The sequence below is a fragment of the Streptosporangium sp. NPDC049046 genome, assembly GCF_040649155.1.
GTDB lineage: Bacteria > Actinomycetota > Actinomycetes > Streptosporangiales > Streptosporangiaceae > Streptosporangium.
In genome coordinates, this window is record NZ_JBEZEZ010000002.1 from 311,662 (window position 1) to 335,863 (window position 24,202).

At 69.2% G+C, this 24,202-nt stretch carries 20 protein-coding genes; 15 read left to right on the plus strand and 5 right to left on the minus strand.

The window, feature by feature from the left end; all coding sequences use genetic code 11:
* Nucleotides 1-214 precede the first annotated feature (214 nt).
* The 11 genes from AB0B96_RS03825 (at nt 215) to AB0B96_RS03875 (ending at nt 10,470) form a co-directional block, all read left to right on the plus strand.
* Nucleotides 215-907: an RNA polymerase sigma factor gene (locus tag AB0B96_RS03825; RefSeq protein WP_362896257.1), complete on the plus strand. Its 693-nt coding sequence runs from the start codon at nt 215-217 to the stop codon at nt 905-907.
* Nucleotides 900-1,733, plus strand: a complete 834-nt coding sequence (locus tag AB0B96_RS03830; protein WP_362896259.1) for a permease-like cell division protein FtsX — start codon at nt 900-902, stop codon at nt 1,731-1,733. Before AB0B96_RS03825 ends, AB0B96_RS03830 begins: the two co-directional genes overlap by 8 nt.
* A 284-nt stretch (nt 1,734-2,017) precedes the next feature.
* On the plus strand, nt 2,018-4,333 hold the full coding sequence (locus AB0B96_RS03835) for a TIM-barrel domain-containing protein (RefSeq protein WP_362896261.1): 2,316 nt from the start codon (nt 2,018-2,020) through the stop codon (nt 4,331-4,333).
* A 10-nt stretch (nt 4,334-4,343) separates the two neighbouring features.
* Nucleotides 4,344-5,648 (plus strand): extracellular solute-binding protein, encoded by a 1,305-nt coding sequence (locus tag AB0B96_RS03840; RefSeq protein ID WP_350943503.1) that lies wholly within the window; start codon nt 4,344-4,346, stop codon nt 5,646-5,648.
* A 204-nt stretch (nt 5,649-5,852) separates the two neighbouring features.
* Nucleotides 5,853-6,731: a sugar ABC transporter permease gene (locus AB0B96_RS03845; RefSeq protein ID WP_362896263.1), complete on the plus strand. Its 879-nt coding sequence runs from the start codon at nt 5,853-5,855 to the stop codon at nt 6,729-6,731.
* A complete protein-coding gene (locus tag AB0B96_RS03850) occupies nt 6,728-7,543 on the plus strand; it encodes a carbohydrate ABC transporter permease (protein WP_362896265.1) in 816 nt (271 codons plus the stop codon). Before AB0B96_RS03845 ends, AB0B96_RS03850 begins: the two co-directional genes overlap by 4 nt.
* A 129-nt stretch (nt 7,544-7,672) precedes the next feature.
* On the plus strand, nt 7,673-7,969 hold the full coding sequence (locus AB0B96_RS03855) for a nucleotidyltransferase family protein (protein WP_362896267.1): 297 nt from the start codon (nt 7,673-7,675) through the stop codon (nt 7,967-7,969).
* Complete coding sequence (locus AB0B96_RS03860) at nt 7,959-8,393, plus strand: DUF86 domain-containing protein (protein ID WP_362896269.1); 435 nt, start codon at nt 7,959-7,961, stop codon at nt 8,391-8,393. Before AB0B96_RS03855 ends, AB0B96_RS03860 begins: the two co-directional genes overlap by 11 nt.
* A 151-nt stretch (nt 8,394-8,544) precedes the next feature.
* Nucleotides 8,545-9,411, plus strand: a complete 867-nt coding sequence (locus AB0B96_RS03865; protein WP_362896271.1) for an aldo/keto reductase — start codon at nt 8,545-8,547, stop codon at nt 9,409-9,411.
* 125 nt (nt 9,412-9,536) lie between these two features.
* Nucleotides 9,537-9,992: an Hsp20/alpha crystallin family protein gene (locus tag AB0B96_RS03870; protein ID WP_362896273.1), complete on the plus strand. Its 456-nt coding sequence runs from the start codon at nt 9,537-9,539 to the stop codon at nt 9,990-9,992.
* Nucleotides 9,993-10,146: 154 nt separating this feature from the next.
* Complete coding sequence (locus AB0B96_RS03875; protein ID WP_350946384.1) at nt 10,147-10,470, plus strand: MerR family transcriptional regulator; 324 nt, start codon at nt 10,147-10,149, stop codon at nt 10,468-10,470.
* A 78-nt stretch (nt 10,471-10,548) separates the two neighbouring features.
* Here AB0B96_RS03875 and AB0B96_RS03880 read toward each other — a convergent pair whose 3' ends face one another.
* From AB0B96_RS03880 to AB0B96_RS03890, 3 genes are read right to left on the minus strand one after another with little or no spacing between them, the layout of a single operon-like run.
* Nucleotides 10,549-11,448, minus strand: a complete 900-nt coding sequence (locus tag AB0B96_RS03880; protein WP_362896275.1) for a carbohydrate ABC transporter permease — start codon at nt 11,446-11,448, stop codon at nt 10,549-10,551.
* Complete coding sequence (locus tag AB0B96_RS03885) at nt 11,445-12,428, minus strand: ABC transporter permease subunit (RefSeq protein ID WP_362896419.1); 984 nt, start codon at nt 12,426-12,428, stop codon at nt 11,445-11,447. The genes AB0B96_RS03880 and AB0B96_RS03885 overlap by 4 nt, the downstream gene beginning before the upstream one ends.
* A gap of 43 nt (nt 12,429-12,471) precedes the next feature.
* Nucleotides 12,472-14,166: an extracellular solute-binding protein gene (locus tag AB0B96_RS03890; protein ID WP_362896277.1), complete on the minus strand. Its 1,695-nt coding sequence runs from the start codon at nt 14,164-14,166 to the stop codon at nt 12,472-12,474.
* Nucleotides 14,167-14,380: 214 nt separating this feature from the next.
* On the opposite strand from AB0B96_RS03890, the gene AB0B96_RS03895 reads away from it, so the two are divergent.
* The 3 genes from AB0B96_RS03895 to AB0B96_RS03905 all read left to right on the plus strand — a co-directional run bounded on the left by AB0B96_RS03895 (nt 14,381) and on the right by AB0B96_RS03905 (nt 19,708).
* Complete coding sequence (locus AB0B96_RS03895) at nt 14,381-15,586, plus strand: ROK family transcriptional regulator (protein WP_362896279.1); 1,206 nt, start codon at nt 14,381-14,383, stop codon at nt 15,584-15,586.
* A gap of 325 nt (nt 15,587-15,911) precedes the next feature.
* Nucleotides 15,912-18,707: a glycoside hydrolase family 3 C-terminal domain-containing protein gene (locus tag AB0B96_RS03900; protein WP_362896281.1), complete on the plus strand. Its 2,796-nt coding sequence runs from the start codon at nt 15,912-15,914 to the stop codon at nt 18,705-18,707.
* Between the two features lie 11 nt (nt 18,708-18,718).
* A complete protein-coding gene (locus AB0B96_RS03905) occupies nt 18,719-19,708 on the plus strand; it encodes a LacI family DNA-binding transcriptional regulator (RefSeq protein WP_362896283.1) in 990 nt (329 codons plus the stop codon).
* 350 nt (nt 19,709-20,058) lie between these two features.
* On the opposite strand, the gene AB0B96_RS03910 is transcribed toward AB0B96_RS03905, so the two are convergent.
* Both AB0B96_RS03910 and AB0B96_RS03915 read right to left on the minus strand, forming a co-directional pair.
* Entirely contained in the window at nt 20,059-21,429 is a 1,371-nt protein-coding gene (locus AB0B96_RS03910; protein WP_362896285.1) for a hypothetical protein, read from the minus strand.
* A 263-nt stretch (nt 21,430-21,692) separates the two neighbouring features.
* Nucleotides 21,693-23,450 (minus strand): biotin carboxylase N-terminal domain-containing protein, encoded by a 1,758-nt coding sequence (locus tag AB0B96_RS03915; RefSeq protein WP_362896287.1) that lies wholly within the window; start codon nt 23,448-23,450, stop codon nt 21,693-21,695.
* A gap of 463 nt (nt 23,451-23,913) precedes the next feature.
* On the opposite strand from AB0B96_RS03915, the gene AB0B96_RS03920 reads away from it, so the two are divergent.
* Nucleotides 23,914-24,186, plus strand: a complete 273-nt coding sequence (locus tag AB0B96_RS03920; protein WP_350946392.1) for a WXG100 family type VII secretion target — start codon at nt 23,914-23,916, stop codon at nt 24,184-24,186.
* Nucleotides 24,187-24,202: the final 16 nt, after the last annotated feature.

A 24,202-nucleotide genomic window follows, 5' to 3' on the forward strand; every position in this document is an offset into this window, starting at 1 on the left:
TAAACTAATTATCCACGTGCGGCGGGCCGGGCTCAAGAGGGCGGCTCTGGCCCGCGCCTTTGTATCCTCTTGCCCACGGACGGTCCGCGCGAGGGACAGGATTCGTCGGGGTTGTCGGGTACGGATTGGCGGCGGTATGTGAGCCTTCTCGTGAAGACGGCGGCGGGGTGCGGGCAATAACCACGTCCGTTGCCCCACGAAAGGCATCCTCCGCATGAGAGTAAACAGCGATCGTCCGCCCGATCGCGTCCTTCCCGGCCTGGCCTTGCCGGCATCGTTCCTCACGGACGAGGCGGTCGGGGACGACGTGGCAGGGGACGCCGTGCCGGTGGAGGCCGCGGTCGCGAGTGACGCCGAGGTGATCCGGCTGTCGCTGCGCGATCCGGAACGGTTCGCCGAGGTCTTCCACAAATACTTCGCCGCTATCCATCGGTACGCCTCCGCCAGACTGGGCGCCGACGCCGCGGACGACGTCGCGGCGGAGACGTTCCTCGCGGCCTTCCGGCAGCGGGAGCGCTACGACCTGTCCCGTCACGACGCGCGCGCGTGGCTGTTCGGCATCGCCACCAACCTGATCAGGCGGCACCGCAGGGACGAGGTGCGCCTGTACCGCGCGCTGGAGCGGGCGAGGGACGCCTCCGTCACCGACTCGGGAGTGTCACCGGTGGACCGCGCCGACGCCGACCTCGCGCAGCGCCGCCTGGCGGGTGCGCTCGCCGTGTTGAAAGCCGGTGACCGGGAGGCACTCCTGCTGGTCGCGTACGGCGAGCTCAGCTACGCGGAGGTGTCCGACGCCCTGGGCATCCCCGTTGGCACCGTCGGGTCCCGCCTGAACCGGGCCCGCAGGCAGGTCAGGAAGGTTCTGGACAGGGACGTCGCAAGCAAGGGGAGACGACACGATGGATGAGATGAACCTGCTTCGTGACCGGGCCGAGGCCCAGCCCGCTCCGCGGCCAGAGGCGGTCGCCTCCGCACTCAACCGCCTTCGTGGCGTCGCCGAGGAGTCCGAACGCGGCGTCTCCGGGTGGCTCAGGCGGGTAGCCCGGCGTTCGATCCGGCTGCCAGGATCGCGCCGGAGGCTCGCCGTGGCGGGCCCGCCGGCCTCGCGACGGCGATGGTCGCGCCCGCTCTCGCACCTCATGGCCACGGTCGGTGTCGCGGCCACCGTCGTCGCGGTGGTGACGACGACGACGGTGATCGCACGGGGGCCAGGTGAGGAGCGGCCGCCCACGCCCGCCGCCACGGGTGATCGGGAGGTGTGGCGCGAGGGGGACCCCGAGATCGTGGTGTTCCTCTGCAAGGACGACTCGCCCTTCCTGTTGTGCGGTGGCGGTGGCTTCGCCGTGGACGACGGTGGCCTCGGTCCGCCGCCGGAACCCATCCTGGGTGGCAAAGCCGCCACGTCGCGGGACGTGGCGGTGATCGAGCGGACGCTCGGGGCCATGCCGCAGGTGGAGGCGATCTCCTTCGTGAGTAAGCAGGAGGCTTACGCCGACCTGCGTCGCGAGGACGGGCCGTCCGGGAAGCTGTCCGAGATCCTCGACGTGGAGGACATGAACGAGTCGTTCACCTTGAAGATGCGGCCCGGCACCGACTGGAATGCCGTGATCGAGAAGGCCGAGACGCTGCGGGGAGTGGCCAACGTGGTCAACCGCAAGTGCCGCACCGAGAACGCCCGGGAGATCGTCGAGAGGGACAGGACCCTGTGCGCTTCGGGTGGTTACGGGGACTGACCGAGGACCGACCGAGGACCGACCGAACCCGTGCCGGTGGGTGAGCGCGGCGTTCGATGACGTCGCGGTGCCAGGGGGCGTCACGGGCGGGCCGGACGGGCATCCGGCTCGCCCGTCCTGCCCGTGAGGCGCGGCTTCGGGGATGACGGGTCGCATTCGAGGCGAGGCGCGTACGGGCTCGAAGAGGGGGGTCCAGGTGAGCTCCGGCAGGTGCAGGCATTGACGTTTGTTGGTTTGGACGTAAAACTAACTCGGCAGATGCAGGCCCGAGCGCTGGAGTTCCCATGCCTTACCGTCCCCCGTTGGTCGCGCACGAGTACTTCGTCGCCGACCCGCCTGAGCTGCCCGTACGCTCGCACGGTGAGGGGGGCCTGTCGGCGTTGATCTCGGCTGAGCCGGTCGCCTCCGATGCGGCAGGGGTGATCCTGAAGGCCGTGACATCGGCCGAGGAGACGCTTTTAGTCCAGTTGAGTGTGGCGGGCGAGGGGGTGATCCGGGTCCGGCTCGGGCAGGACGCGGACGCGCGGACCCGGTCGGCCGCGGCGATCTCGATGGTCACGCCGGGCGAGTTCGCCGGGGCTCGGGTGGAGAGCCGCGAGGGGACGATCCTGCTGGACGCGGGTTCGTTGCGCGCGGAGATCACCCTGGCTCCCTGGCATCTGAGGTTCACCGACGCGAGCGGGGCGCCGCTGCTCGAGCAGGACCGGGGGCACACCGACATCAGCGGCCGGTTGCGCACGCTGCCGTTCGGCCGTTCCAGCTCGGGTGGCGCGGTGGTCGGCTACCACGAGAGCTTCGTGGCCCCCGCCGACGAGGCGTTCAGCGGGTTCGGCGAGTCGTTCACCCGGCTCGACAAGCGCGGCCAGCGGCCGGTGATGTGGAACTTCGACGCGTTTGGCGCCGAGTCGCAGCGGGCGTACAAGAACATCCCGTTCTACCTGTCCAGCAGGGGTTACGGCGTGCTGGTGGACAGCGGGACGCCGGTGGAGTTCGACGTGTGCCAGTCCACGCACAGCTGCGTGCAGATCGTGGTCCCGGACGACCTGATCGACTACTACGTGATCGCCGGGCCGACCCCGTCGGAGGTGCTGGAGCGGTTCGACCTGCTGACCTGCCGGCCGCTGCTCCCGCCGAAGTGGGCGTTCGGCACCTGGATCTCCTCGGGGTTCTTCGTGGACACCCAGGAGCGGGTGATGGCGCGGGCGCGGAGGATCCGCGAGCGCGGCATCCCGTGTGACGTGCTGCACCTGGACACGTACTGGCAGACCGACGGCCACTGGTCCGACCTGCGCTGGGACGCCGAGGGCTTCCCCGACCCCACCGGCATGCTGGCCGAGCTGAAGGAGATGGGGTTCAAGGTCTGCCTGTGGATGAACCCGTACATCTCTCACCTCAGCCCGATCTTCGCTGAAGCGGCCGAGAGTGGATATTTCCTGAAGAAGCCTGATGGCGAGGTCTATGTCGCCGACTGCTGGCACGGCTCCTACCCGGCCTGCGGCATCGTCGACTTCACCGACCCGGCCGCCACCGAGTGGTTCAAGGGACTGCTGCGCCCGCTGCTCGAACAGGGCGTCCAGGTCTTCAAGACCGACTTCGCCGAGGGCGTGCCGCACGACGCGGTCGCGGCCAACGGCATGTCCGGCACCGACCTGCACAACGTCTACACGCTGCTGTTCAACGACGCCGTCTCCGAGGTGACCAAGGAGGTCGCGGGGCACGGCATGGTCTGGGCGCGCTCGTCGTTCCTCGGCGGGCAGCGGCATTCGGCGCAGTGGAGCGGCGACACCTACACCAGCTACGCCGCGATGGGCAGCACGCTGCGCGGCGGGCTGGCGCACGGCCTGTCCGGCGTCCCGTTCTGGAGCCACGACGCGGGCGGGTTCACCGGCCGCCCCACCGACGACCTGTACGTCAGGTGGACCCAGTTCGGCGCGCTCTCCCCGCTGCTGCGCCTGCACGGCACCACCAGCAGGGAGCCGTGGGAGTTTCCCGAGGTCGAGGCGGAGGCGGTCGAGGCGCTGAGGCTGCGCTACCGGCTCATGCCGTACATCTACACGGCGGCCGTCGAGGCGGCCAGGACCGGGGCCCCGATGATGCGGGCGCTGTGCGTGGACTACCCGGACGACCCGGTGGCCTGGCAGGCGGACCTGCAGTATCTCCTTGGCCGCGACCTGCTGGTGGCGCCGATGACCTCGCCCGAGCAGGTGAGGAAGGTCTACCTGCCCGAGGGGGAGTGGGTGGACCACTGGACGGGCGAGATCCTGTCCGGCGGCCGGTACGTCACGGCCGCCACGCCGCTGGACCGCGTTCCGCTGTACGTCCGGCGCGGGGCCGTCGTCCCCGTTCTCACCGAGCAGGGCGGGACCGAGGCGGGCGGGACCGTCGGGGACGGGCCGTTCGGGGAGATCACCCTGATCGCGTACGGAGTCGGAGCCGACAGCGGCGAGATCCGTACCGTCGTCTCCGACCTCGACGGGGACACCGTGATCACCGCGGTCCCCGAGGGGGAGGGCCTGCGGGTGACCGTCTCGGGGAGCGCGCGGATCGCGGGCGTCGAGTTGGTGGGGGCCGACATACCACTCGTCATCACCACCATCTAGGAGAAAGACCATGTTCAACCTGAAAGTCGGTGTCGCCGCGGTGGCGGCGCTCATGGCGCTCGCCGCCTGCGGCGGCACCGAACCCGCGGCGGACACCCCCGCCGCGGAGGGCCCCCGTGTCCTGAAGCTCTGGCACTACGAAGGCGCCGACAGCGCGATGGGCAAGGCGTGGGCCGAGGCCGTCAAGCAGTTCGAGGCCTCGCACCCCGGCGTGACGGTCAAGTTCGAGGAGAAGGCGTTCGAGCAGATCCGCCAGTCGGCGGGGATGATCCTCAACTCGGACGAGGCCCCCGACGTGATGGAGTACAACAAGGGCAACGCCACGGCCGGTCTGCTGTCGAAGCAGGGTCTGCTCACCGACCTCACCCCCGAGGTGACCAAGCGCGGCTGGGACAAGCTGCTCAGCCCCTCGATCCAGACGACCGCGAGATACGACGAGCGCGGGGTGATGGGCGGGGGCAAGTGGTACGGCGTCCCCAACTACGCCGAGTACGTGATGGTCTACTACAACAAGGACGCCTTCAAGAAGGCGGGCGTCGAGGTACCCACCACCTTCGAGGAGTTCACCGCCGCGCTCGACACGTTCGTCAAGGCGGGGACCACCCCCATCGCGGTCGGCGGCGCCGAGTATCCCGCGCAGCAGATCTTCTACCAGCTCGCGCTGAGCAAGGCGCAGCGACCGTGGGTGGACGCCTTCCAGCTCTACAAGGGCAAGGTCGACTTCAAGGGACCCGAGTTCAAGTACGCGGCCGACACCTTCGCCGACTGGGTCAAGAAGGGCTACGTCGACAAGGACTCCGCCGCGATCAAGGCCGAGGACATGGGCACCTCCTTCATCGGCGGCAAGTATCCGATCCTGGTCTCCGGCAGCTGGTGGTACGGCCGCTTCGCCAGCGACGTCAAGGACTTCGAGTGGGGCTCGTTCCTGTGGCCGGGTAACACGATGAGCGCCGGATCCAGCGGCAACATCTGGGTCGTCCCCGAGAACGCCAAGAACAAGGATCTCGCCTACGACTTCATCGACATCACGATGAAGAAGGACATCCAGAACCTGCTCGGCAACTCCGGCGGCATCCCGGTCGCCGCCGACACGGACGCGATCACCGACGAGAAGAGCAAGGAGCTGATCGAGAACTTCAACAGGCTCTCGACCTCCGACGGGCTGGCCTTCTACCCCGACTGGCCGGCGCCGGGCTACTACGACGTGCTCGTCTCGGGCGTGCAGAACCTCATCAACGGCACCAAGACCCCCGACGCGGTCCTGGACGAGATCGCCGCTCCGTACGAGGAGAACCTCGCCGACATCGGCAACTGACGTCTCCCACGGCCCGCGCCGTGACGATCACGGTGTCACGGCGCGGGCCGCGCGTACCGAACACGCGGCCCGCGCACGGAGCAGTGCACGGAGCAGAGCGTCCGCGCAGAACACAGAACACGTGCGCGGGACACGCGCACGGAGCAGAGCGTGCCCACGGAACAGAGAAAGCCGTACGCACAGAACAGAGAAAGGAGACCTCCGATGCCGAGGTCTCGCGACCGCGGGTACTGGGTGTTCCTGCTGCCGAGCGCCGTGCTCTTCACCGCGGTCATCGTCGTGCCGTTCCTGATGAACGTCGGCATCGGCTTCACCCGCTGGCAGGGGATCGGCGACCCGAGGTGGATCGGGCTGGAGAACTACACCCGCCTCCTCGCCGACGAGCGGTTCTGGTCCTCCTTCCGCAACAACGTCGCGCTCATCGTGGCGATGGCGATCGTCCCGACGCTCATCGGCCTCGTCCTGGCCGCCACGCTCTTCGACTACGTGGGCAAGAAGGTCGGTCCCCGTGCGGCCAGCGTGCTGCGGGCCGCGTACTACCTGCCGCAGGTGCTGCCGGTCGCGGTGGCCGGGATCGTCTGGGGCTGGATCATGCACCCGCGCTTCGGGGCGCTCAACGACCTGCTCGGGCTGCTGGGGATGGAGCCGAGGAACTGGCTCGGTGACCCGGCCTGGGCGTTGCCGAGCGTGATGGCGATCATGGTGTGGTTCCAGATCGGCTACCCGGTCGTCATCTTCATGGCGGGGCTGCAGCGGGTCGATCCCGCGCTGTACGAGGCCGCCGAGATGGACGGCGCCTCGTGGTGGCGGCGGTTCTGGCACATCACGATCCCGCAGATCCGGCCGGAGATCTACGTGGTCCTGCTCACCTGCACGATCGCCGCGCTCAAGGTCTTCGGGCCGATCTTCGTGCTGACCAGGGGCGGTCCCGGCGGTGCCACGCTCGTGCCGTCCTACTTCAGCTACCAGAACTTCTTCGAGAAGGCCAACGTCGGGTACGGGGCGGCGATCGCCACCGTGCTCACCCTCGTGATCATCGCGGTGACGGTGTTCTTCCTGCGGGTTCAGGACAGGGAATCATGATCCGGAAATACTCGGTCCTGGTCTCGCTGGTCGTGCTGGCCGTCGCGATGCTGGTGCCGTTCGCCATCGTCACGCTCAACGCGGTGAAGTCCCCGGCCGACTACTCCTCGGGCGGGCCGCTGGGACTGCCGAGCGAGCTGTATCTCGACGGGATCGTCGACTTCTGGAACCGGGTCGACTTCGGCGGCAAGCTGTGGAACAGCCTGCTGATCAGCGGCTCGGTCGCGGTGTTCGCCACGGTCCTTTCTGTGCTCAACGCCTACGCGCTCGGCATCGGCAGGGTGCGCGGGCGGGTGTGGATCCTCGTCGTCTTCCTGGTGGCGAACACGCTGCCGCAGGAGGCGCTGGTCTACCCGCTGTACTACCTGGCCAAGCAGGTCGGACTGTACGACACCAGGCTCGGTGTGATCATCATCTTCACGGTGATCCAGAGCGCCTTCGGGACGTACCTGCTCGCCTCGGTGCTCGGCCGCTTCCCGCGCGAGATCCTGGAGGCGGCGGCCCTGGACGGCGCGGGCAAATGGCGGGCCCTGTGGCAGGTCGTCGTGCCGATCAGCAGGCCGACGCTGAGCGTGCTGCTCATCTTCTTCTTCATCTGGACCTGGAACGAGTTCTTCCTGCCTCTCGTCTTCCTCATCTCCAACGAGAACCAGACCGTCCCGGTCGCGCTCGGGGTGTTGCAGGGGGACAAGATGATGGACGCCACGATGTCCAGCGCCTCGGCGCTGCTCGGCATCCTGCCCGCGGTCGCCTTCTTCCTCATCTTCCAGCGGACCCTCACCCGCGGCGTGACCGTGGGCGCCGTCAAATGACCGCACCTCGCCTCCCGTTCGACCTCATGCTTCCTTTTTACGGATTTCGGGATGTCGAGATGGGGGAAGGCTAGCTCCAAATGGTGCGGTGGCCCGACTGAGGTGACAGCATGAAGGGCGGGAGGTGTCATGAGCGTTGACTTCACAACCGTCTACACAGGGTTAGTTGAATTGTGCGAGAAGTACGGTGTCGTCGAGTTGGCTGTCTTCGGCTCAGTCGCCCGTGGTGAGGACGGGGAGGGGAGCGACGTCGACCTCCTCTATGTTCTGAAACCTGGCAGTGACATTGGGATCGAGTTCTTCGGCTTCCAGGAGGAGTTGGAGGAGCTTCTGGGCCGCAAGGTCGATGTGGTCTCCAAGGAAGGGCTCCACTGGGTCATTCGTGATCAGGTCCTCAACGACGCCCAGGTGTTGTATGCAGCGTGAGGGCCTGTATCTGGTGGACATCGTGGAAGCCGCCAGAAAGATCGCTTCGTACCTCGAAGGTGTCTCGCCTGAGATGTGGTCGGCTGACTCGATGCGCCGTGATGCGGTCATCTGGCAGCTGTCCATCATCGGTGAGGCCGTCGGAGGGATTTCGGACGAGACCCGAGCTTCCACCCCTGAGATCCCGTGGAAACTGATCAGAGGGTTGCGTAACAACGTGGTTCACCGTTACTTCAGCGTCGACTGGAAGATCGTGCACAGCGCCGCCACGGTGAACGTCCCCGACCTGGAGCGCCAAGTACGAAACTTGCTTCAGCGCGCCTACCCGGACCTCTTCGAGCGTCTGGAGCAAGAGGAGGCACGCACCTTATCCGCTCCTCCTGAGGATGCGCGCACCGAACCCTCAACGGGTTCGGCTTCTTAGCTCTCCGGCAAAATCGCTGCCGCATCCTCATCCGAGGTGCTTTGCGAGTGCGTGCCGGAAGGTTTACGAGTGACGCGGGGTGCGGGGGGAATCGGTCACTTCGACACCCTGTTGCGAATCATGAACGCAGACCGAATTCCAGGAGGACATCATGACGACCACGACGCGTCCCGCCGAGGCCTCCGGGCAGTTCACCATCGGGGGCGACCTCACCGTCAACCGCCTGGGCTACGGGTCGATGCAGCTCACCGGCGAGGGAGTGTGGGGAGACCCACGCGACCCCGACGAGGCCGTCCGGGTCCTGCGCAGGGCGGTCGAGCTCGGCGTGAACCTCATCGACACCGCCGACTCCTACGGCCCGTTCGTCGCCGAGCTGCTCATCAAGAAGGCGCTGCACCCCTACCCCGACGACCTGGTGATCGCGACCAAGGCGGGGTTCACCCGGCAGGGTCCCGGGCTCTGGACGCCGGTCGGCCGTCCCGAGTACCTGCGCCAGCAGGTCGAGCTGAGCCTGCGCCACCTCGGCGTCGAGCGGATCGACCTGCTGCAGCTGCACCGCATCGACCCGGCCGTCCCCGTCGCCGACCAGGTCGGGGAGCTCGCGCTGATGCAGCGGGAGGGCAAGATCCGCCACATCGGCCTCAGCGAGGTGAGCGTCGAGGACGTCGAGGAGGCGGGGAAGTCCGCGACGATCGTCTCGGTGCAGAACCTCTACAACCTCGCGCACCGCGACGCCGAGCCCCTGCTGGAGTACTCGGAGGCGAACGGCATCGGTTTCATCCCCTGGTTCCCGCTCGCGACCGGCAGGCTGGCGGCGGAGGGCGGCCCGCTCGCCGCGGCGGCGAGGGAGCACGGCGCTACCCCTTCGCAGCTCGCCCTGGCGTGGCTGCTGCGCCGTTCCCCGGTGATGCTGCCGATCCCCGGCACCTCGACGGTCGCCCACCTGGAGGACAACGTCGCCGCCGCGGCCGTCCGGTTGACCGACGAGGAGTTCAACGCTCTGACCAGGGGCGTCTGAGGATTGCTGAGAATTTTCCCGAGGATACTTGCGAACCGAAGAGCCGCTAACCTATAACTGGAGTAAGAGGTTTCCGAGAAGGCAGGCTTGAGGATACCTGCCAGTTCACACGGAGGTGGTTACCGATGCTGCTGACGTCGATCGACCCGTTCATCCAGGAGTTCGACCGCCAGTTCGACCGGCTCTCCCGCCAGGTCCTGGGGTCGGGCGAGGGGGCCGCGCGGGTGGCCATGCCGCTCGACGGGGTCCGCCGCAAGGACGACGTCCTCCTGAAGTTCGACCTCCCGGGCATCGACCCCGACACCATCGAGGTGACCGTCGACCGCGGGGTGCTCTCGGTGAGCGCCGGTCGTGAGGAGGAGTACGGGGAGGAGGACCGCCTGTTCGTCCGCGAGCGCCCGATGGGCACCTTCACCCGCCGCGTCTACCTGTCCGAGCACCTCGACAGCGACAAGGTCGACGCCGCCTACTCCAACGGGGTCCTGGCGGTGCGCATCCCGGTCATCGAGCGGGCCAAGCCCCGCAAGGTCGCGATCCAGAAGGCCGAGAGCACGGCCGACCAGAAGTCGATCAAGGCGTGAGGTCCAGGGTCTGACCGCAGAACCTCCTCGGGGTGGGTGCCGGTTCCGGCACCCACCCCGCGCGTTTCCCGCCCCGTCCCCTCCTGGGGAACCATCCACGAACCCCACGACCCCGTAAGGGAACCCCATGACCCCGCAAGGGAAAGGAGCGGTGATGGCCCGGTTACCCTTCGACGACGAGCACGCCCCGCTGTACTCCGTCGGCCAGGTCGCCGACATGCTCGAGGTCGAGCAGGCGTTCCTGCGCAGGCTCGACGAGCACGACGTGGTCAGCCCGGCCCGCTCCACCGGCGGCCAGCGGCGCTACACCCGCCACGAGATCGGTGACCTGCAAGACGCCATCCGGCTCGTCGGCGAGGGTATGAGCCTCGCCGCCGTACGCCGGATCTTCACCCTGCAGCAGCAGGTCCGCGACCTGCAGGAGGAACTGGCCAGGGAGCGTGCCGCCCGGCAGGAGGAGCGCTCCGCCGAGCGGTAGGACGGGAGGAGCCTGCCAGGGGGCGTGCCGCCCGAGGAGAGGAGCGCTCCGCCGAGCGGCAGGGGCGGCAGGATCCGCTCAGCCCTTGATGGCGCCGATGATGACCCCCTTGGTGAAGTGCCGCTGGACGAACGGGTAGAGGAACAGCACCGGCAGCAGCGCGAGGACGACGATGGCCATCTGGATGGCGAGGCTCGGCGGTGGTGACTGCCCGGCGATGGTGCCGACGCCGGTCTGTCCGACGATCAGCGACTGGCCCTGGAGCACGTACTGCCGCAGCACCACCTGCAGCGGCCACTTGGCGTTGTCGTTGAGATAGAGGACGGCGTTGAAGAACGAGTTCCAGTAGCCGACCGCGTAGAACATGCCGATGACGGCGGTGACGCCCTTCGACATGGGCAGCACGATCGTCCGCAGGATGCGGAACTCGCTCGCGCCGTCGATGCGGGCGCTGTCGGTCACCTCGTCGGGGATGTTCATGAAGAACGCCCGCATCACCACCAGGTTGAACGCGGTGACCGCGCCCGGCAGGATGAGCGACCAGTAGGTGTCGATCAGTCCCAGCGAGCTGACCAGCAGATAGTTGGGGATCAGCCCCGGTCCGAACAGGAAGGTGAGCAGGACCAGGAACAGCATCGGCCGGTGCAGCAGCGAGCCGGGCCGTGACAGGCCGTAGGCGGCGAGCACGGTGACGGTGAGGCTGATCGCGGTGCCGACGAGGGTGACGCCGAGGCTCACCATCACCGACCTGGTCACCACGCCGCCCGCGAACAGTTCCTCGTACGCGGCGAAGGACAGCCCGTTCGGCACGGTGACCAGGCCGCCGGCCTCCGTCACCGCCTCCTGGGTGGACAGGCTGGTCAGCACGACCATGTAGATCGGGAAGAGCACGCACGCGACGATGAGCGTGAGGACGAACCCCTTGAGGAGCCCGCCGACGCGGCTGGGCCGCTCGGCCCAGGGGGGAAGAGTCGTCATGATCGTTTGTAGATTCCCTGCTCGCCGAATCGGTGGGCGACCTTGTTGGCCACCAGGATCAGCACCAGTCCCACCAGGCCCTTCACCAGACCGGCCGCCGCGCCGTAGCTCCACTCGCCGGTGAGCAGCGTGCGCCAGTACACGAACGTGTCCAGCACCTCGGCGGCCTCCCTGCCGACCGCGTCGCGCTGCAGGAAGAACTGCTCGAAGCCGACGTTCAGTGCCTCGCCGAGGCGCAGGATGAGCAGCAGCACGATGACCGGGCGCAGGCCGGGCAGGGTGATGTGCCACAGCCGTCGCCAGCGGCTCGCGCCGTCGACGGCGGCGGCCTCGTAGAGGTTCTGGTTGATGGCGGCGAGCGCGGCGAGGAAGATGATCGTTCCCCAGCCGGCGTCCTTCCAGACCGTCTCCGCCGTGACCAGCACGATGAACGTATCCGGATTTGTCATGAGATCGATGCCGTCGTACCCGTGGTCCCGCAGCGTCTGCGCGAGCAGGCCCGCGCCTCCGAACATCTGCTGGAACAGCGTGACCACCAGCACCCACGAGAAGAAGTGCGGCATGTAGACGATGCTCTGGATGAACAGCCGCAGCCGGGGCCGCACCACGCTGTCCAGGAGCACGGCGAGCAGGATCGGTATGGGGAAGTAGAAGATCAGCTGAAACGTGGTGATCGTGAGGGTGTTGATCGTCGCGTCCCAGAAGCTCGCGTCGAACATCAGCCAGTGGAAGTTGGCGAACCCCACCCACGGACTGTCCCCGATGCCCACGTACGGCGAGTAGTCCTGGAACGCGATCACGTTGCCGAGCAGCGGGACATAGTGGAACAGGATGAGCAGCCCGATGGCGGGCAGGGTCATCAGCAGCAGCTGCCAGTCACGTTTCAGTCGCGATCCGAAGGGTTGCGGGCGCGCCCGGCTTGTCCTCGGACCCCTTTTGCGGACATCCTTGGAGGTGCCGGCGCCGGCGGGTGAGGTCAGGTCACCCGCCGGCCCGGTCCCTTCGCTGTCTTCGGGGGCGGTCCTAAGCACGGCCGTTGTCCCGCAGGACCTTCATGTAGAACTCGCGGGCCTCGTCCCCGCCGTCCCGCCGCCACTCCGTGACGATCTGCTTGGCGTCGCTCACCGGTCGCCGGCCCCGCATGATGTCGGTGAACTTGTCCTCGGTGGGGACCTGCAGACCGGAGTACTTCGACGGCTTCTGGATCCTGATCCCGTCGAAAGGACCCTTCTCCAGATACTGGAAGCTCGCGTTCTGCCACTCCATGTTGAGCTTGACGGCGTCGGGGAAGGCCCAGTCCACGTACAGTGGGCGCCCAGCGAGGAAGCCGTAGGTGTAGGCGACCTCCTTGCGGCCGAGGTCGGTCGCCTCGGGGATGCCCTTCGCGTCCCGCTTGAAGTGCTTGCCCTCCACACCGAAGTTGGAGAGCTCGTACTCCCTGGTCCCGTACGGCGCCGCGCACCAGTTGAGGATGGAGATGATCTCCTCCACCTGTTCCTTCGGCAGGCCCTTCTTGACGAAGGTGAAGAGGTTCGCCGCGTTGTTGTGGTACATCAGCGGAGTGCCGCCGTCGTGGGCGAAGAGCGGGAAGACGCCCAGGCCGAACTCGGGGTTCCTGCCGCGGTGCTGCTGCAGGAGCTCCTTCCAGCCGCCGAGCCCGTCGCGGTAGATCAGGATCTGCCCGCTTCCCATCAGCTCCTTCTCGTTGGCGCCCTTGCTGCCGACGACGCTCGGGTGGACCAGCCCCTCCTTGAAGACCTTCCGCATGAACTCCAGCATCGGCTCGTACTCGGGGGTCTCGTACTTGTGGACGAGCTTGCCGCCCTCGTACCGCCACTCCTGCGGGATGCGGAAGGTCGGCCACATCATCTCGTGGATGGCGCCGAACGCCCAGCGCTTGGCCTTGGCGTCGGTGATCTCCTTGCCGAGCTCGAACAGCTCGTCGGCGGTCTTGGGGTTGGTGTTCCAGCCGTTCTTGTCGAACAGGTCCTTGCGGTAGAGCAGCGCGAGGGGGTACGGCTCGGTCGGGAACGGCACCGCCATGAGCTTGTCGTTCCAGACCGACCACTGCCACGCGGCGGTCGGCAGGTTGGCCAGCAGCTGGTAGGGCTTGACCTTGTCGCCCTGCAGGTAGGGGGTGAGGTCCTCGAAGGCCTTGTCGACGGCGGTGTTGAAGTCCGCCATCTTGTCGATCTCCCAGCTGGGGATGCACATGATCTCCGGGATGTCCCCGGCGGCGAGCCTGGCGATGACCTTGTCGACGTAGACGTTGCCGTCGGCGATCTGGAACTCCACGGTGGAGCCGATGTCGGCGTTGACGGCCTGGAAGTAGGAGTTGCTCGCCAGACCGGGCGGCGGCGGGCCCCACAGCGGGGTCATCGCCTTGTAGGTGCCGCCCTTGCCCGCCTTCTGGGTGAGCGCCGGGGTGGGGGTGGCCGGGTAGGAGGTGAAGCCGCCGCTGACGTCGGGTACCCCGGGAAGGGTGGAGATCGTGCCGGGGATGTCGGGCTTGAGGCCGGGGAAGGCGGTGTAGGTGGGGGTGAGGGACGTGAGCTTGTCCGCCGCGGCGGCCGTGGCGCCTCCGCTGCCGGGCCGGGGGCCGCTCGGCGCGGAGCACGCGCTCAGCAGGCCGCCGCCCGCGGTCATCGCGGCGGTGAGCCCCACCAGCCCGAGGAATCCGCGGCGGCTGGTCAACGCGCCCTGGGGAAGGTCGTTCACGGGGCGCTCCCTTCGTTGGTTCGTGGTGGATCGGGGGGGTGTCGTGGAGGATGGCTCCGGGGTAGAATTAGTTCGTCTTTCGACCAAACAAATTAGTCGAGGGTGGCCGCCGCCACAAGGGACCGCCGATCGCGGGGCACGGGGGAGCGGTCACGGATTGGTGAACGATGGGGCATGATGGGGCCAGCCTGGCCGAGCGGGAGCGGGACTCACCTTGATCACATCTACGACTGATCCGCGGCCGGCGGACTTCGCCGACGTGCGGGCCACCAACCTCGCCGTCGTGCTGAGGTTCGTACGCGGGCACGCGCCGTGCTCGCGGGCCGACATCGCGGCGTCCACCGGTCTCAACAAGGCGACCGTGTCGAGCCTGGTCGCCGATCTGATCGACCGCCGGCTGGTCAGGGAGACCGGCCTGACGGAGAACCGCGTCGGCCGCCCCGCCACGATGCTCGTGCTCGACGGCTCGCCGTACGCGGCGATCGGCATCGAGGTGAACGTCGACTACGTCACCGCGGTCGCGGTGGACCTGTCGGGGGAGAAGCTGCTGTCCTGGCGCCGGTCCTTTCCCGGCGCGGCCGGTACGGCGGGCCAGGCGATGGCCACCGTCGCCGGAATCGTCCGCCGGGTGGTGAGCCGGATGGCGAAGGAGGAGCGCCAGGTCCTGGGGCTCACCGTGGGCGTGCCAGGACTGATCGGCACCGACGGCGCCGTGCGCGTCGCCCCCAACCTCGGCTGGCGTGACGCCGACCTCTGCGGCGACCTCACCAAGGCCCTGCGTGACCCGGGCTTCCCCGTGCAGGTCGACAACGACGCCAACCTCGCGGCCCTGGCCGAGCACCGCTTCGGCCCGCACGCGGGGACGGCGAACCTGATCTACCTCACCGGCGAGATCGGGGTCGGGGCCGGGATCATCCTCGACGGACGGCTGCGCCGCGGGGGCCAGGGATACGGCGGGGAGATCGGCCACATCCAGATCGACCCCCTCGGCGCCGAGTGCCGCTGCGGACGCCTGGGCTGCCTGGAGGCCGTCGCCGGGATCGGCGCCGTGCTGGAACACGCCGCGATCTCGCCCGCCGAGGTCGAGACCGAGCTCGAAGAGGTGGCGCGACTTGCCCGCGTGGGCGACGAGCGCACGCTCGCCGTGCTGAGCACCGTGGGCCACAACCTCGGCAAGGGCGTGGCCCTGCTGGCCAACCTGCTCAACCCCGAGGTGGTCATCCTGGGCGGCTACTACGTGCCGCTCGCGCCGTGGTTGCTGCCCGCGGTGGAGGCGGAGATCGCGGGACGCACGATCGCGCCGGACGCCGGGGGCTGCCGGGTGGTGGCCTCCACACTCGGGTACGGGGCGGCCGCGCTGGGGGGCGCCGCCCGGGTGCTCGACTCCGTGGACGCCGGTCACCTGCCGCGGGTCTCGTGATCCGCGTCCGGGCGGACGGCCCGTTGGATTCATGCTGTTTTCAGGAGATCCGCTGACCCGGATCCGGGGATTTCCGGTCGTCGGCAGGCGTTCTTTCGATCCGGATCCGGGTGGATTCGGGCCGTTTGCCGAGTAACTCTTGACCTCGGCCGCACAGGAGTGCACCCTTCAGGGAAGCTCCGTTCGAAACACGCGCGTAACGAAGACCGGGGCGCGCGGGTGACGACGGAGTTTTCCCGGACCGATTATCGAAGCGCTTCGACTGAAGCGCCCTTCCACGCCGGAAAGTCGAAGCGCTTCGACGCTCTCAAAGGGATGGTCCCCGATGAACGAACCGTTCCGTGACCCGGAACTCCCCCTCGCGCGGCGGATCGCAGACCTGCGAGGCAGGCTCACCCTGGAGGAGAAGGTCGGGCTGCTGCACCAGTACCAGCAGCCGGTGACCCGCCTGGGGGTCGGCCCGTTCCGCACCGGCACCGAGGCGCTGCACGGCCTCGCCTGGCTCGGTCCGGCGACGGTGTTCCCGCAGGCGATCGGGCTGGCCAGCACCTGGGACCCCGATCTGGTCCGGCGGGTCGGCGAGGCCACGAGCGACGAGGTCCTCGCCTTCCACCACAAGGATCCGACGGGGGCGGGGCTCAACGTCTGGGCTCCGGTCGTCAACCCGCTGCGCGACCCCCGCTGGGGCCGCAACGAGGAGGGCTACTCCGAGGACCCGTGGCTGACCGGCCTCATGGCGACGGCGTACGCGTCCGGCCTTCGGGGGAGCGATCCCGCGGTGCTGAAGACCGCGCCCACCCTCAAGCACTTCCTCGGCTACAACAACGAGACCGACCGCTGCGTCACCTCCAGCGAGCTGCCGCCCCGGGTGCTGCGCGAGTACGAACTCCCGGCCTACCGGCCCGCGCTGGAGAGCGGCGCCGCGGTCGCCGTGATGCCCTCCTACAACCTGGTCAACGGCCGCCCCGCCCACCTCAGCCCGCTGATCGAGGAGGTGCTGCGGGCATGGGCGCCCGACGACATCCTCGTCGTCAGTGACGCGTACGCGCCGGGCAACCTCACCGGCGCGCAGGGATACCACGACGACCTGCCCGAGGCGTACGCCCACGCGATCAGGGCCGGGCTCGACAGCTTCACCCAGGACGACGGTCGTTCCGAGGCCACCCTCGGCCACATCCGCGCCGCGCTGGAGCGCGGCCTGCTCACCGAGGAGGACGTCGACGCCGCCGTGGGGCACGCGCTGTCCGTCCGCTTCCGGCTGGGCGAGTTCGACCCCACCACCCCGTACGACGACATCGACGAGGCGGTCGTCAACTGCCCCGAGCACCAGAGCCTCGCCCGCGAGGCCGCCAGGCGCTCGATCGTGCTGCTGCGCAACGACGGCCTCCTGCCGTTCGACGCCTCGGTGCGCAGGATCGCGGTCATCGGCCAGCTCGGCGACACGCTCATGGAGGACTGGTACTCGGGGACCCTCCCGTACGCCGTCACCGCCCGCGCCGGGCTCGCCGAGCGGTGCGAGACCGTCTTCTGCGAGGCCGTGGACCGGATCACCATCTCGGTGGACGGTGGCGCGGAAGGAACGAACGGCCGTTTCGTCGTCGCCGACCCCGACGGCGGGCCGCTCGGGCTCGGCGGCGAGCCCGACCTGTTCGACCTGTTCGACTGGGGCGGCGGCTGCTACGCCCTGCGGGCCGTGACGACCGGCCGCCACCTGTCCGTCGACGAGGAGGGAGTGCTGGTCAACGACCAGCCGGGTCCCAACGGCTGGGAGGTGCGCCAGACCTTCCGCACCGAGGACCGCCCCCGAGGCGCGCTCGCGCTCCGGCACATCTCCACCGGCCGCTACCTCGCCTTCGACGGTGAGGTCTTCCGTCTCGCCGACGACGCCGACGCCGCGGCCTGGCTCACCGTGGAGCGGGTGGTGAGCGGCGCCGAGGCCGCCGCCGCGCTCGCCGCGACCGCGGACGTGGCCGTGGTGGTCGTCGGCGACCATCCCCTGGTCAACGGCAGGGAGACCGAGGACCGCCTCGACCTCGCGCTGCCCGCCGCGCAGCAGGCCGTGGTGCGGGCGGTGCGCGAGGCGAACCCGAGAACCGTGATGGTGATCAGCAGCGGCTACCCGGTGAGCTGGGACGGCGACGACCCGCCCGCGGTGCTGTGGTCCTCGCACGGGGGCCAGGAGTACGGCCACGCGCTGGCCGAGGTGCTGTTCGGCGACGCCGACCCCGAGGGGAGACTCACCCAGACCTGGTACCGCTCGGCGAGCGAGCTGCCCGACCTGCTCGACTACGACATCATCGCCACCGACGCGACCTACCAGTACTTCAGGGGGACCCCGCTCTACCCCTTCGGGCACGGTCTCGGCTACACCACCTTCGAGTACGCCGACCTGGCCGTCTCGGTGGAGGGCGGCAGGCTCACCGCCTCGGTCACCGTCACCAACACCGGCTCCCGCGAAGGGGTGGAGGTCGTCCAGATCTACACCCGCCAGCGGCGCTCCCGGGTCAAGCAGGCGCTGCGCCACCTGCGGGGCTTCGTCAAGGTGCGTCTCGCCCCCGGCGAGAGCACCCGGGTCGACTGGGGGCTCGACATCGCGGAACTGGCCTTCTGGGACGTCACCAGGGGCCGGTTCGTCGTCGAGGACGCACCCCACAAGGTCATGGTCGGTGGCTCCGCGCGGGACATCCGGCTGTGCGCCCCCTTCCACGTGGACGGCGAGCGGATCCCGCCGCGCGACGCCTTCGCGGGCCCGATCGCCGCCGTGGACCACGACGAGTACGACTCGGTGGCGTTCGTGGACGCGGCCAGGGTCTCGGGTGACGCCGTACGGTCCACCGCCGAGGGCGCGTGGATCGTGTTCCGCTCGGTCGACCTGGGGGAGGGGGCCGCGTCCTGCTCGGCCACCGCGACCAGCGCCGAGGGCGGCGTGCTCACCCTGCGCCTGGACGACCCCCTCTACGGGCCCGTCGTCGGCGACCTCCCCGTTCCCCGCGCGGGCCGCTACGACCTCGCCGAGATACGCGCCGGGCTTGCGGAGGCCGGAGGAGTCCACGATCTTTATGTGGTGTTCGAGAACGCGGGGATCACCCTCGCCTCCCTGAGCTTCGGCGCGGTCACGTGAGTGGGCGGGCGGTGACGATCAGCGAGGTCGCCAGGCACGCCGGAGTGGCCGTGAGCACGGTGTCGTACGTCCTCAGCGGGAAGCGCGCGATCTCGGCCGACACCCGGCGCCGGGTGCTCGACAGCGTGCGGGTCCTCGGATACCACCCCAACGCCGGTGCGAGGGCCCTGGCCAGCAAGCGGGCCAACGTCATCGCACTGGTACTGCCCCTTCGGGCGGGCGTGCACGTCCCGGTGCTGATGCAGTTCGCCACCTCGGTGGTCACCGCCGCGCGCAGGTACGACCACGACGTGCTGCTGCTCACCGCCGACGAGGGCTCCGACGGGCTGCGCAGGGCGGCGGCGAGCGCCCTGGTCGACGGGCTGGTCGTGATGGACGTGGAGCTCCACGACAGCCGGGTACCGCTGCTCAGGGATCTCGCGGAACCCAGCGTGCTGATCGGCTTCCCCGCCGACTCGGCCGGCCTCACCTGCGTCGACCTCGACTTCGCGCGGGCGGGCGCGCTCTGTGTGGAGCACCTGGCCGAGCGCGGGCACCGGGAGGTCGCGCTGCTCGGCGCCCCCTCGGTCGTCTACGACCGGGGCACCGGCTTCGCCCGCCGCACCAGGGAGGGCTTCGTCGCGGCCGTGGACGAGACCGGCCTGACCGGGGTGGCCCTGCCGTGCGAGGAGAACTTCGACCAGGTCTCCGCCACGATCGCCGAGCTTCTCGACAGCAGGCCGGGCCTGTCCGGGCTGGTCGTGCACAACGAGGCCGCGGTCGGTCACGTGCTGGGGGCGCTGCGCCAGTACGGCAGGCGGGTGCCCGACGACGTCGCCGTGGTGGCGATCTGCCCCGACGACATCGCGGAACGCTCCAGTCCGCCGCTCACCTCGGTGCTGATCCCGGCCGAGGAGGTGGGCCGCCAGGCGGTCCGGCTGCTCATGGAGAAACTCGAAGGCCGCGCCGTCCCCGACGGTACCCTGCTCCAGCCGAGGCTCACCGTCCGCGACAGCACCTGAGGTGCCTTTCGCCGAGGTCCTCGCCGTTCCCGACGGCTCCTGAGGTGTCTTTCGCCGAGGTCATCGCCATCCACGACGGCATCTGAGGCGCTGCCTTCCGACGGTTTCCCCGCACCCAGAGGCCCCACCGCCCGCGACGGCATCCGAGGCGCCCTGCGCCGAGGTTCTCACCGTCCTCGACGGCTCTTGAGGCGCCCGACCCGGCGGCTTCCCGCCAAGGTTTTCCCGGCGAACCCCCTGTTTCCTCTCAACGGCGACGGGCGCGCTCCCCCAAGGGAAACGCGCCCGCCGGTCTTGCGTGCGTACTGTCCTACCTGTTCGGCTTCTGCCGGGTGTTCCGCGCGGAACGACTACCAGTCGCCGCCGCCGAAGTCACCGCCACCGAAGTCGCCTCCGCCGCCGAAGTCACCCCAGCCCCCACCGCCGAAGTCGCCTCCGCCGCCGAAGTCGGTGGCGCCGCTGCTGTCGCCGCCGCCGTAGCCGCCATAGCCGTAGCCGCCGAAGCCGCCGCTCATCATGCTGCCGATCATCGTGCCGACCAGCATGCCGGTCATGACGTCGCCGAAGCCGCCGTAGTAGCCCTGGGCGTAGGGCTGGTAGGCCGGGCCCGCGTCGTAGTACGGGCGGCGCTGACCGTTGACCATGACCTCACGCGCCTGCGGCTCGAAGCCGCGCTCGACGGCCTCCGCGTCGGCCGCGCAGGCGGGCACGTCGCGCAGTGCACCGCCGGGCGGGGCCCAGCGCACGTCGCGGACGGAGGGGCCGTGCTGCGGGTTGAAGAAGCACGGGGAGCGTCGCTCGGGCAGCGGCTGGTTGTTGACGCGCGCCTTCACGCAGGCGAGGGCGTAGCGGCCCTCCTCCAACGCGGTGGTCACGCCACGGAGCTCGTCGGGGCGGTTGACCGCCGCGAGCTCCAGCTTGGCCCGCTCGTAGGAGTCGAGGGCGCGCTGCCAGTCCTGCTGGTGGTCGGCGCCGTCGTTGAGCAGCTTGACGTCGGTGTCGAGGTCGGTGATCTCCTCACCGAACTTGGTGACGTCCTCGTCCACGGTCTGCTTGACCGCGGCCAGCTCGGCGGCCTCGCGCTCCTCGCGCTGCTTCTTCTTCTTGCGGGAGTAGAAGAAGATGCCCGCGCCACCGGCGAGGGCGAGCACCAGGATGCCGACCAGCACGCCCGTGCTGGAACCGCCGGAAGGGCTGGAGGAAGCGGAGGAGGAGTCAGAGGAGCCGGCCGGGGCACCGCCACCGACGGCCGCCGCGTCGGCCAGCTTGACGAAGTTGATCACGTTGTCGGTCGGGCTGGAGGCGGTCTTCGCCCGCCCGAGCAGCTCGTCGACGTCGACGCCCTTGATGTTGGTGACGCCGAACGGCGTGGTGCCGCTCATCACCAGGACGACGGACTTGGAACCGACGCCCTTGAGGATCGAACTCAACAGAGTCCTCGCCTGGGACTGGCTGCTGATCGAGCCCTTGGGCAGCAGCGCCACGTAGACGGAGGAAGTCTCGTCGGCAGCCTTGCGCATGGCGTCGACGGCATCGGTGGGCAGACCCGCAGCGGGATCGGCGTAGAAGTTGTCCCCGTCCGTCAGCTCAGAGACGATCGCACTGGGGTCTGGCGCCGCGGCGTGGGCCGCCGGGGCGATCATGGACATGGCCAGTAGCCCGACGAACAATGCCATGATCATGGCACCGAAACGACCTGGCGCGGCTTTTGTGATGGTCACGGCAGAAAGCCTCCTTCGTCCTGAAGACGAATGAGTGGACGACAGAGTTCCCTACTCATCGACCGTATCCCCTTCAGGGCCGGGTCAGGCGTCCCCCGCCCACCTCGGTAGGGGATCGTCACCCTGCCCCTCCCGGCCTGGCGCCCGTCCTCGCCCGGTTCGACCCGGTACGCGCACGCGTCCCCGGCCCGGCGCGGGTTCGCGGGGCCCCTTTTCCCGCTCCACCGAACCGCGGCCCACCGGGCCGTGGCCCGCGGGCGCGCTCAGGTGTCCTTGATCTCGCAGATCGTGGCGCCGGAGGAGATGGTCTGGCCGACCGACGCCGCCAGTCCCGTGACGGTGCCCGCCTTGTGGGCGGCGAGCGGCTGCTCCATCTTCATCGCCTCGAGCACGACGATCGTGTCACCGGCCGCGACGGTGTCGCCGTCGGCGACGACGATCTTGACGATCGTGCCCTGCATCGGGCTGATCAGGGAGTCGCCGCTCGCGGCCTTCCCCGCCACCCCGCCGCCGCTCCGGCGCGGCGCCTTCGAGGCCGCGCGGCCCGCCCCCGCGGCGTTGCCGACGGCGAATCCCGAGGGCAGCACCACCTCAAGCCGCTTGCCGCCCACCTCGACGGTGATCCGCTCCCGCTCGCCCGGCTCCCCGGCCGTGCCCGGCTCTCCCTCGTACGGCGGGATCACGGTGTCGAACTCGGTCTCGATCCACCGGGTGTGCACCGAGAACGGCTCGCCCGTGAACGCGGGGTCGTCCACCACGGCCCGGTGGAAGGGCAGCACGGTCGGCATGCCGCCGATCTCGAACTCCGCCAGGGCCCTGCGCGAGCGCTCCAGTGCCTGCCGCCGGGTCGCACCGGTCACGATCAGCTTGGCGACCAGCGAGTCGAAGGACTGCGGGACGGTCATGCCCGCCTCGTAGCCGGCGTCCAGGCGCACCCCGGGACCCGAGGGGGCGCTCATGCTCGTGATCGTGCCGGGGGCGGGCAGGAAGCCGCGCCCGGCGTCCTCGGCGTTGACGCGGAACTCGATCGAGTGGCCGCGCGCCACGGGGTCGCCGTAGCCGAGCTCCTCACCGTCGGCGATGCGGAACATCTCCCGTACGAGATCGATGCCCGCTACCTCCTCGGTCACCGGGTGCTCGACCTGCAGACGGGTGTTGACCTCCAGGAAGGAGATCGTGCCGTCCTGGCCCACCAGGAACTCGCACGTGCCGGCGCCGACGTAACCCGCCTCGCGCAGGATCGCCTTGGAACTGGTGTAGAGCAGGTCGAGCTGCTCGGGCGACAGGAACGGGGCCGGTGCCTCCTCGACCAGCTTCTGGTGGCGGCGCTGCAGCGAGCAGTCGCGGGTGGACACCACGACCACGGTGCCGTGGGCGTCGGCGAGGCACTGGGTCTCCACGTGCCGGGGCCGGTCCAGGTAGCGCTCGACGAAGCACTCGCCCCTGCCGAAGGCGGTGACGGCCTCGCGGACCGCGCTGTCGTACAGGTCGGGGATCTCCTCCAGGGTGCGCGCGACCTTCAGCCCGCGCCCGCCGCCGCCGTACGCGGCCTTGATCGCGATCGGCAGGCCGTGTTCGGCGGCGAAGGCGACGACCTCCTCGCTCCCCGAGACCGGATCCGTGGTGCCCGCCACGAGCGGCGCGCCGACCTTCTGGGCGATGTGCCGGGCCTGCACCTTGTCGCCGAGCGCGGTGATCGCGGCCGGCGGCGGGCCGATCCAGGTCAGCCCCGCGTCGATCACGGCCTGGGCGAAGGCGGCGTTCTCGGCGAGGAAGCCGTAGCCGGGGTGCACGGCGTCGGCTCCGGCCTCGGCGGCGACGCCCAGCAGCTTGCCGACGTCGAGGTAGGTCTCCGCGGGAGTCTCGCCGCCGAGCGCGCGGGCCTCGTCCGCGACCCGGACATGGAGCGCGTCCAGATCCTGGTCGGAGTAGACGGCGACGCTGGCCAGCCCGGCGTCCTTGCAGGCACGGGCGATTCGTACGGCGATCTCACCACGGTTGGCGATCAGGACCTTGTGCACCGACGTCGTTCCCTTCAGTACGTGCCAGTACGTGCGGAGGAGAGGACTGGCGGGCCTTCAACGGAGTGTAGGCGTCGCCTGACGGCAAGGGGTGGGTGGGTCCCGCAGTCCTGGTCATGCCTCCGGGTCCCGTTTCCGATATTGCCCCTGCCCCTGCTCTCAGCCCCGGCCCCGGTTTCGACCTCGGTCGTGGTCCTCGTCCCGGTCTCGGCCCCGGCCGGGGCGCGGAGGAGCCCCGCCCGGCCGCTCCCGAGGTCCCGCCCCTTACCGCGATCTCGCATAACAGTCCTATAACCCCTCTGAATTACGAAAAATCACAGCAATGGAGAACGTTTAGCCTCTCGGCCACCGAGGGAACGTCCATAGCCGCTTGGCATAACCCGGGCACCTCTGTGATCCTTGCGCCTATCGTGTTTTCGTTTGGCGACCGACTCTCCCCGACACCGATCCTAAGGAGACTGGCATGAGCCAGAACTTGCTCGGCGGCAATCCCGCGGAAATGCAGCAGATGGCCACCCAGTTCACCCAGCAGGCCGACCAGGTGAGGGCCACCGTGGCCGCCCTCGACCGGGAGGCCGCGAAGGTCGGCACCGCCTGGACGGGGCCCGGTGCCCAGCGTTTCAGCGAGGCCTGGCAGAACTACCGCGCCGCTTTCCAGCGCATGTCCGAGGAGCTGTCCGAGGCTTCTCGGGTCATCAACACCTACCGCGGCAATATCGAGTCCGCCACGCGCTAGAAAACGGTCCGCCGAA

Coding starts and splice junctions, on each gene's coding strand:
- AB0B96_RS03870 (WP_362896273.1), top strand. CDS start 9,537: ATGCTGCTGACGTCGATCGACCCGTTCATCCAGGAGTTCGACCGCCAG.
- AB0B96_RS03920 (WP_350946392.1), top strand. CDS start 23,914: ATGAGCCAGAACTTGCTCGGCGGCAATCCCGCGGAAATGCAGCAGATG.
- AB0B96_RS03830 (WP_362896259.1), top strand. CDS start 900: ATGGATGAGATGAACCTGCTTCGTGACCGGGCCGAGGCCCAGCCCGCT.
- AB0B96_RS03835 (WP_362896261.1), top strand. CDS start 2,018: ATGCCTTACCGTCCCCCGTTGGTCGCGCACGAGTACTTCGTCGCCGAC.
- AB0B96_RS03900 (WP_362896281.1), top strand. CDS start 15,912: ATGAACGAACCGTTCCGTGACCCGGAACTCCCCCTCGCGCGGCGGATC.
- AB0B96_RS03825 (WP_362896257.1), top strand. CDS start 215: ATGAGAGTAAACAGCGATCGTCCGCCCGATCGCGTCCTTCCCGGCCTG.
- AB0B96_RS03865 (WP_362896271.1), top strand. CDS start 8,545: ATGACGACCACGACGCGTCCCGCCGAGGCCTCCGGGCAGTTCACCATC.
- AB0B96_RS03875 (WP_350946384.1), top strand. CDS start 10,147: ATGGCCCGGTTACCCTTCGACGACGAGCACGCCCCGCTGTACTCCGTC.
- AB0B96_RS03860 (WP_362896269.1), top strand. CDS start 7,959: ATGCAGCGTGAGGGCCTGTATCTGGTGGACATCGTGGAAGCCGCCAGA.
- AB0B96_RS03845 (WP_362896263.1), top strand. CDS start 5,853: ATGCCGAGGTCTCGCGACCGCGGGTACTGGGTGTTCCTGCTGCCGAGC.
- AB0B96_RS03840 (WP_350943503.1), top strand. CDS start 4,344: ATGTTCAACCTGAAAGTCGGTGTCGCCGCGGTGGCGGCGCTCATGGCG.
- AB0B96_RS03855 (WP_362896267.1), top strand. CDS start 7,673: ATGAGCGTTGACTTCACAACCGTCTACACAGGGTTAGTTGAATTGTGC.
- AB0B96_RS03850 (WP_362896265.1), top strand. CDS start 6,728: ATGATCCGGAAATACTCGGTCCTGGTCTCGCTGGTCGTGCTGGCCGTC.
- AB0B96_RS03880 (WP_362896275.1), bottom strand. CDS start 11,448: ATGACGACTCTTCCCCCCTGGGCCGAGCGGCCCAGCCGCGTCGGCGGG.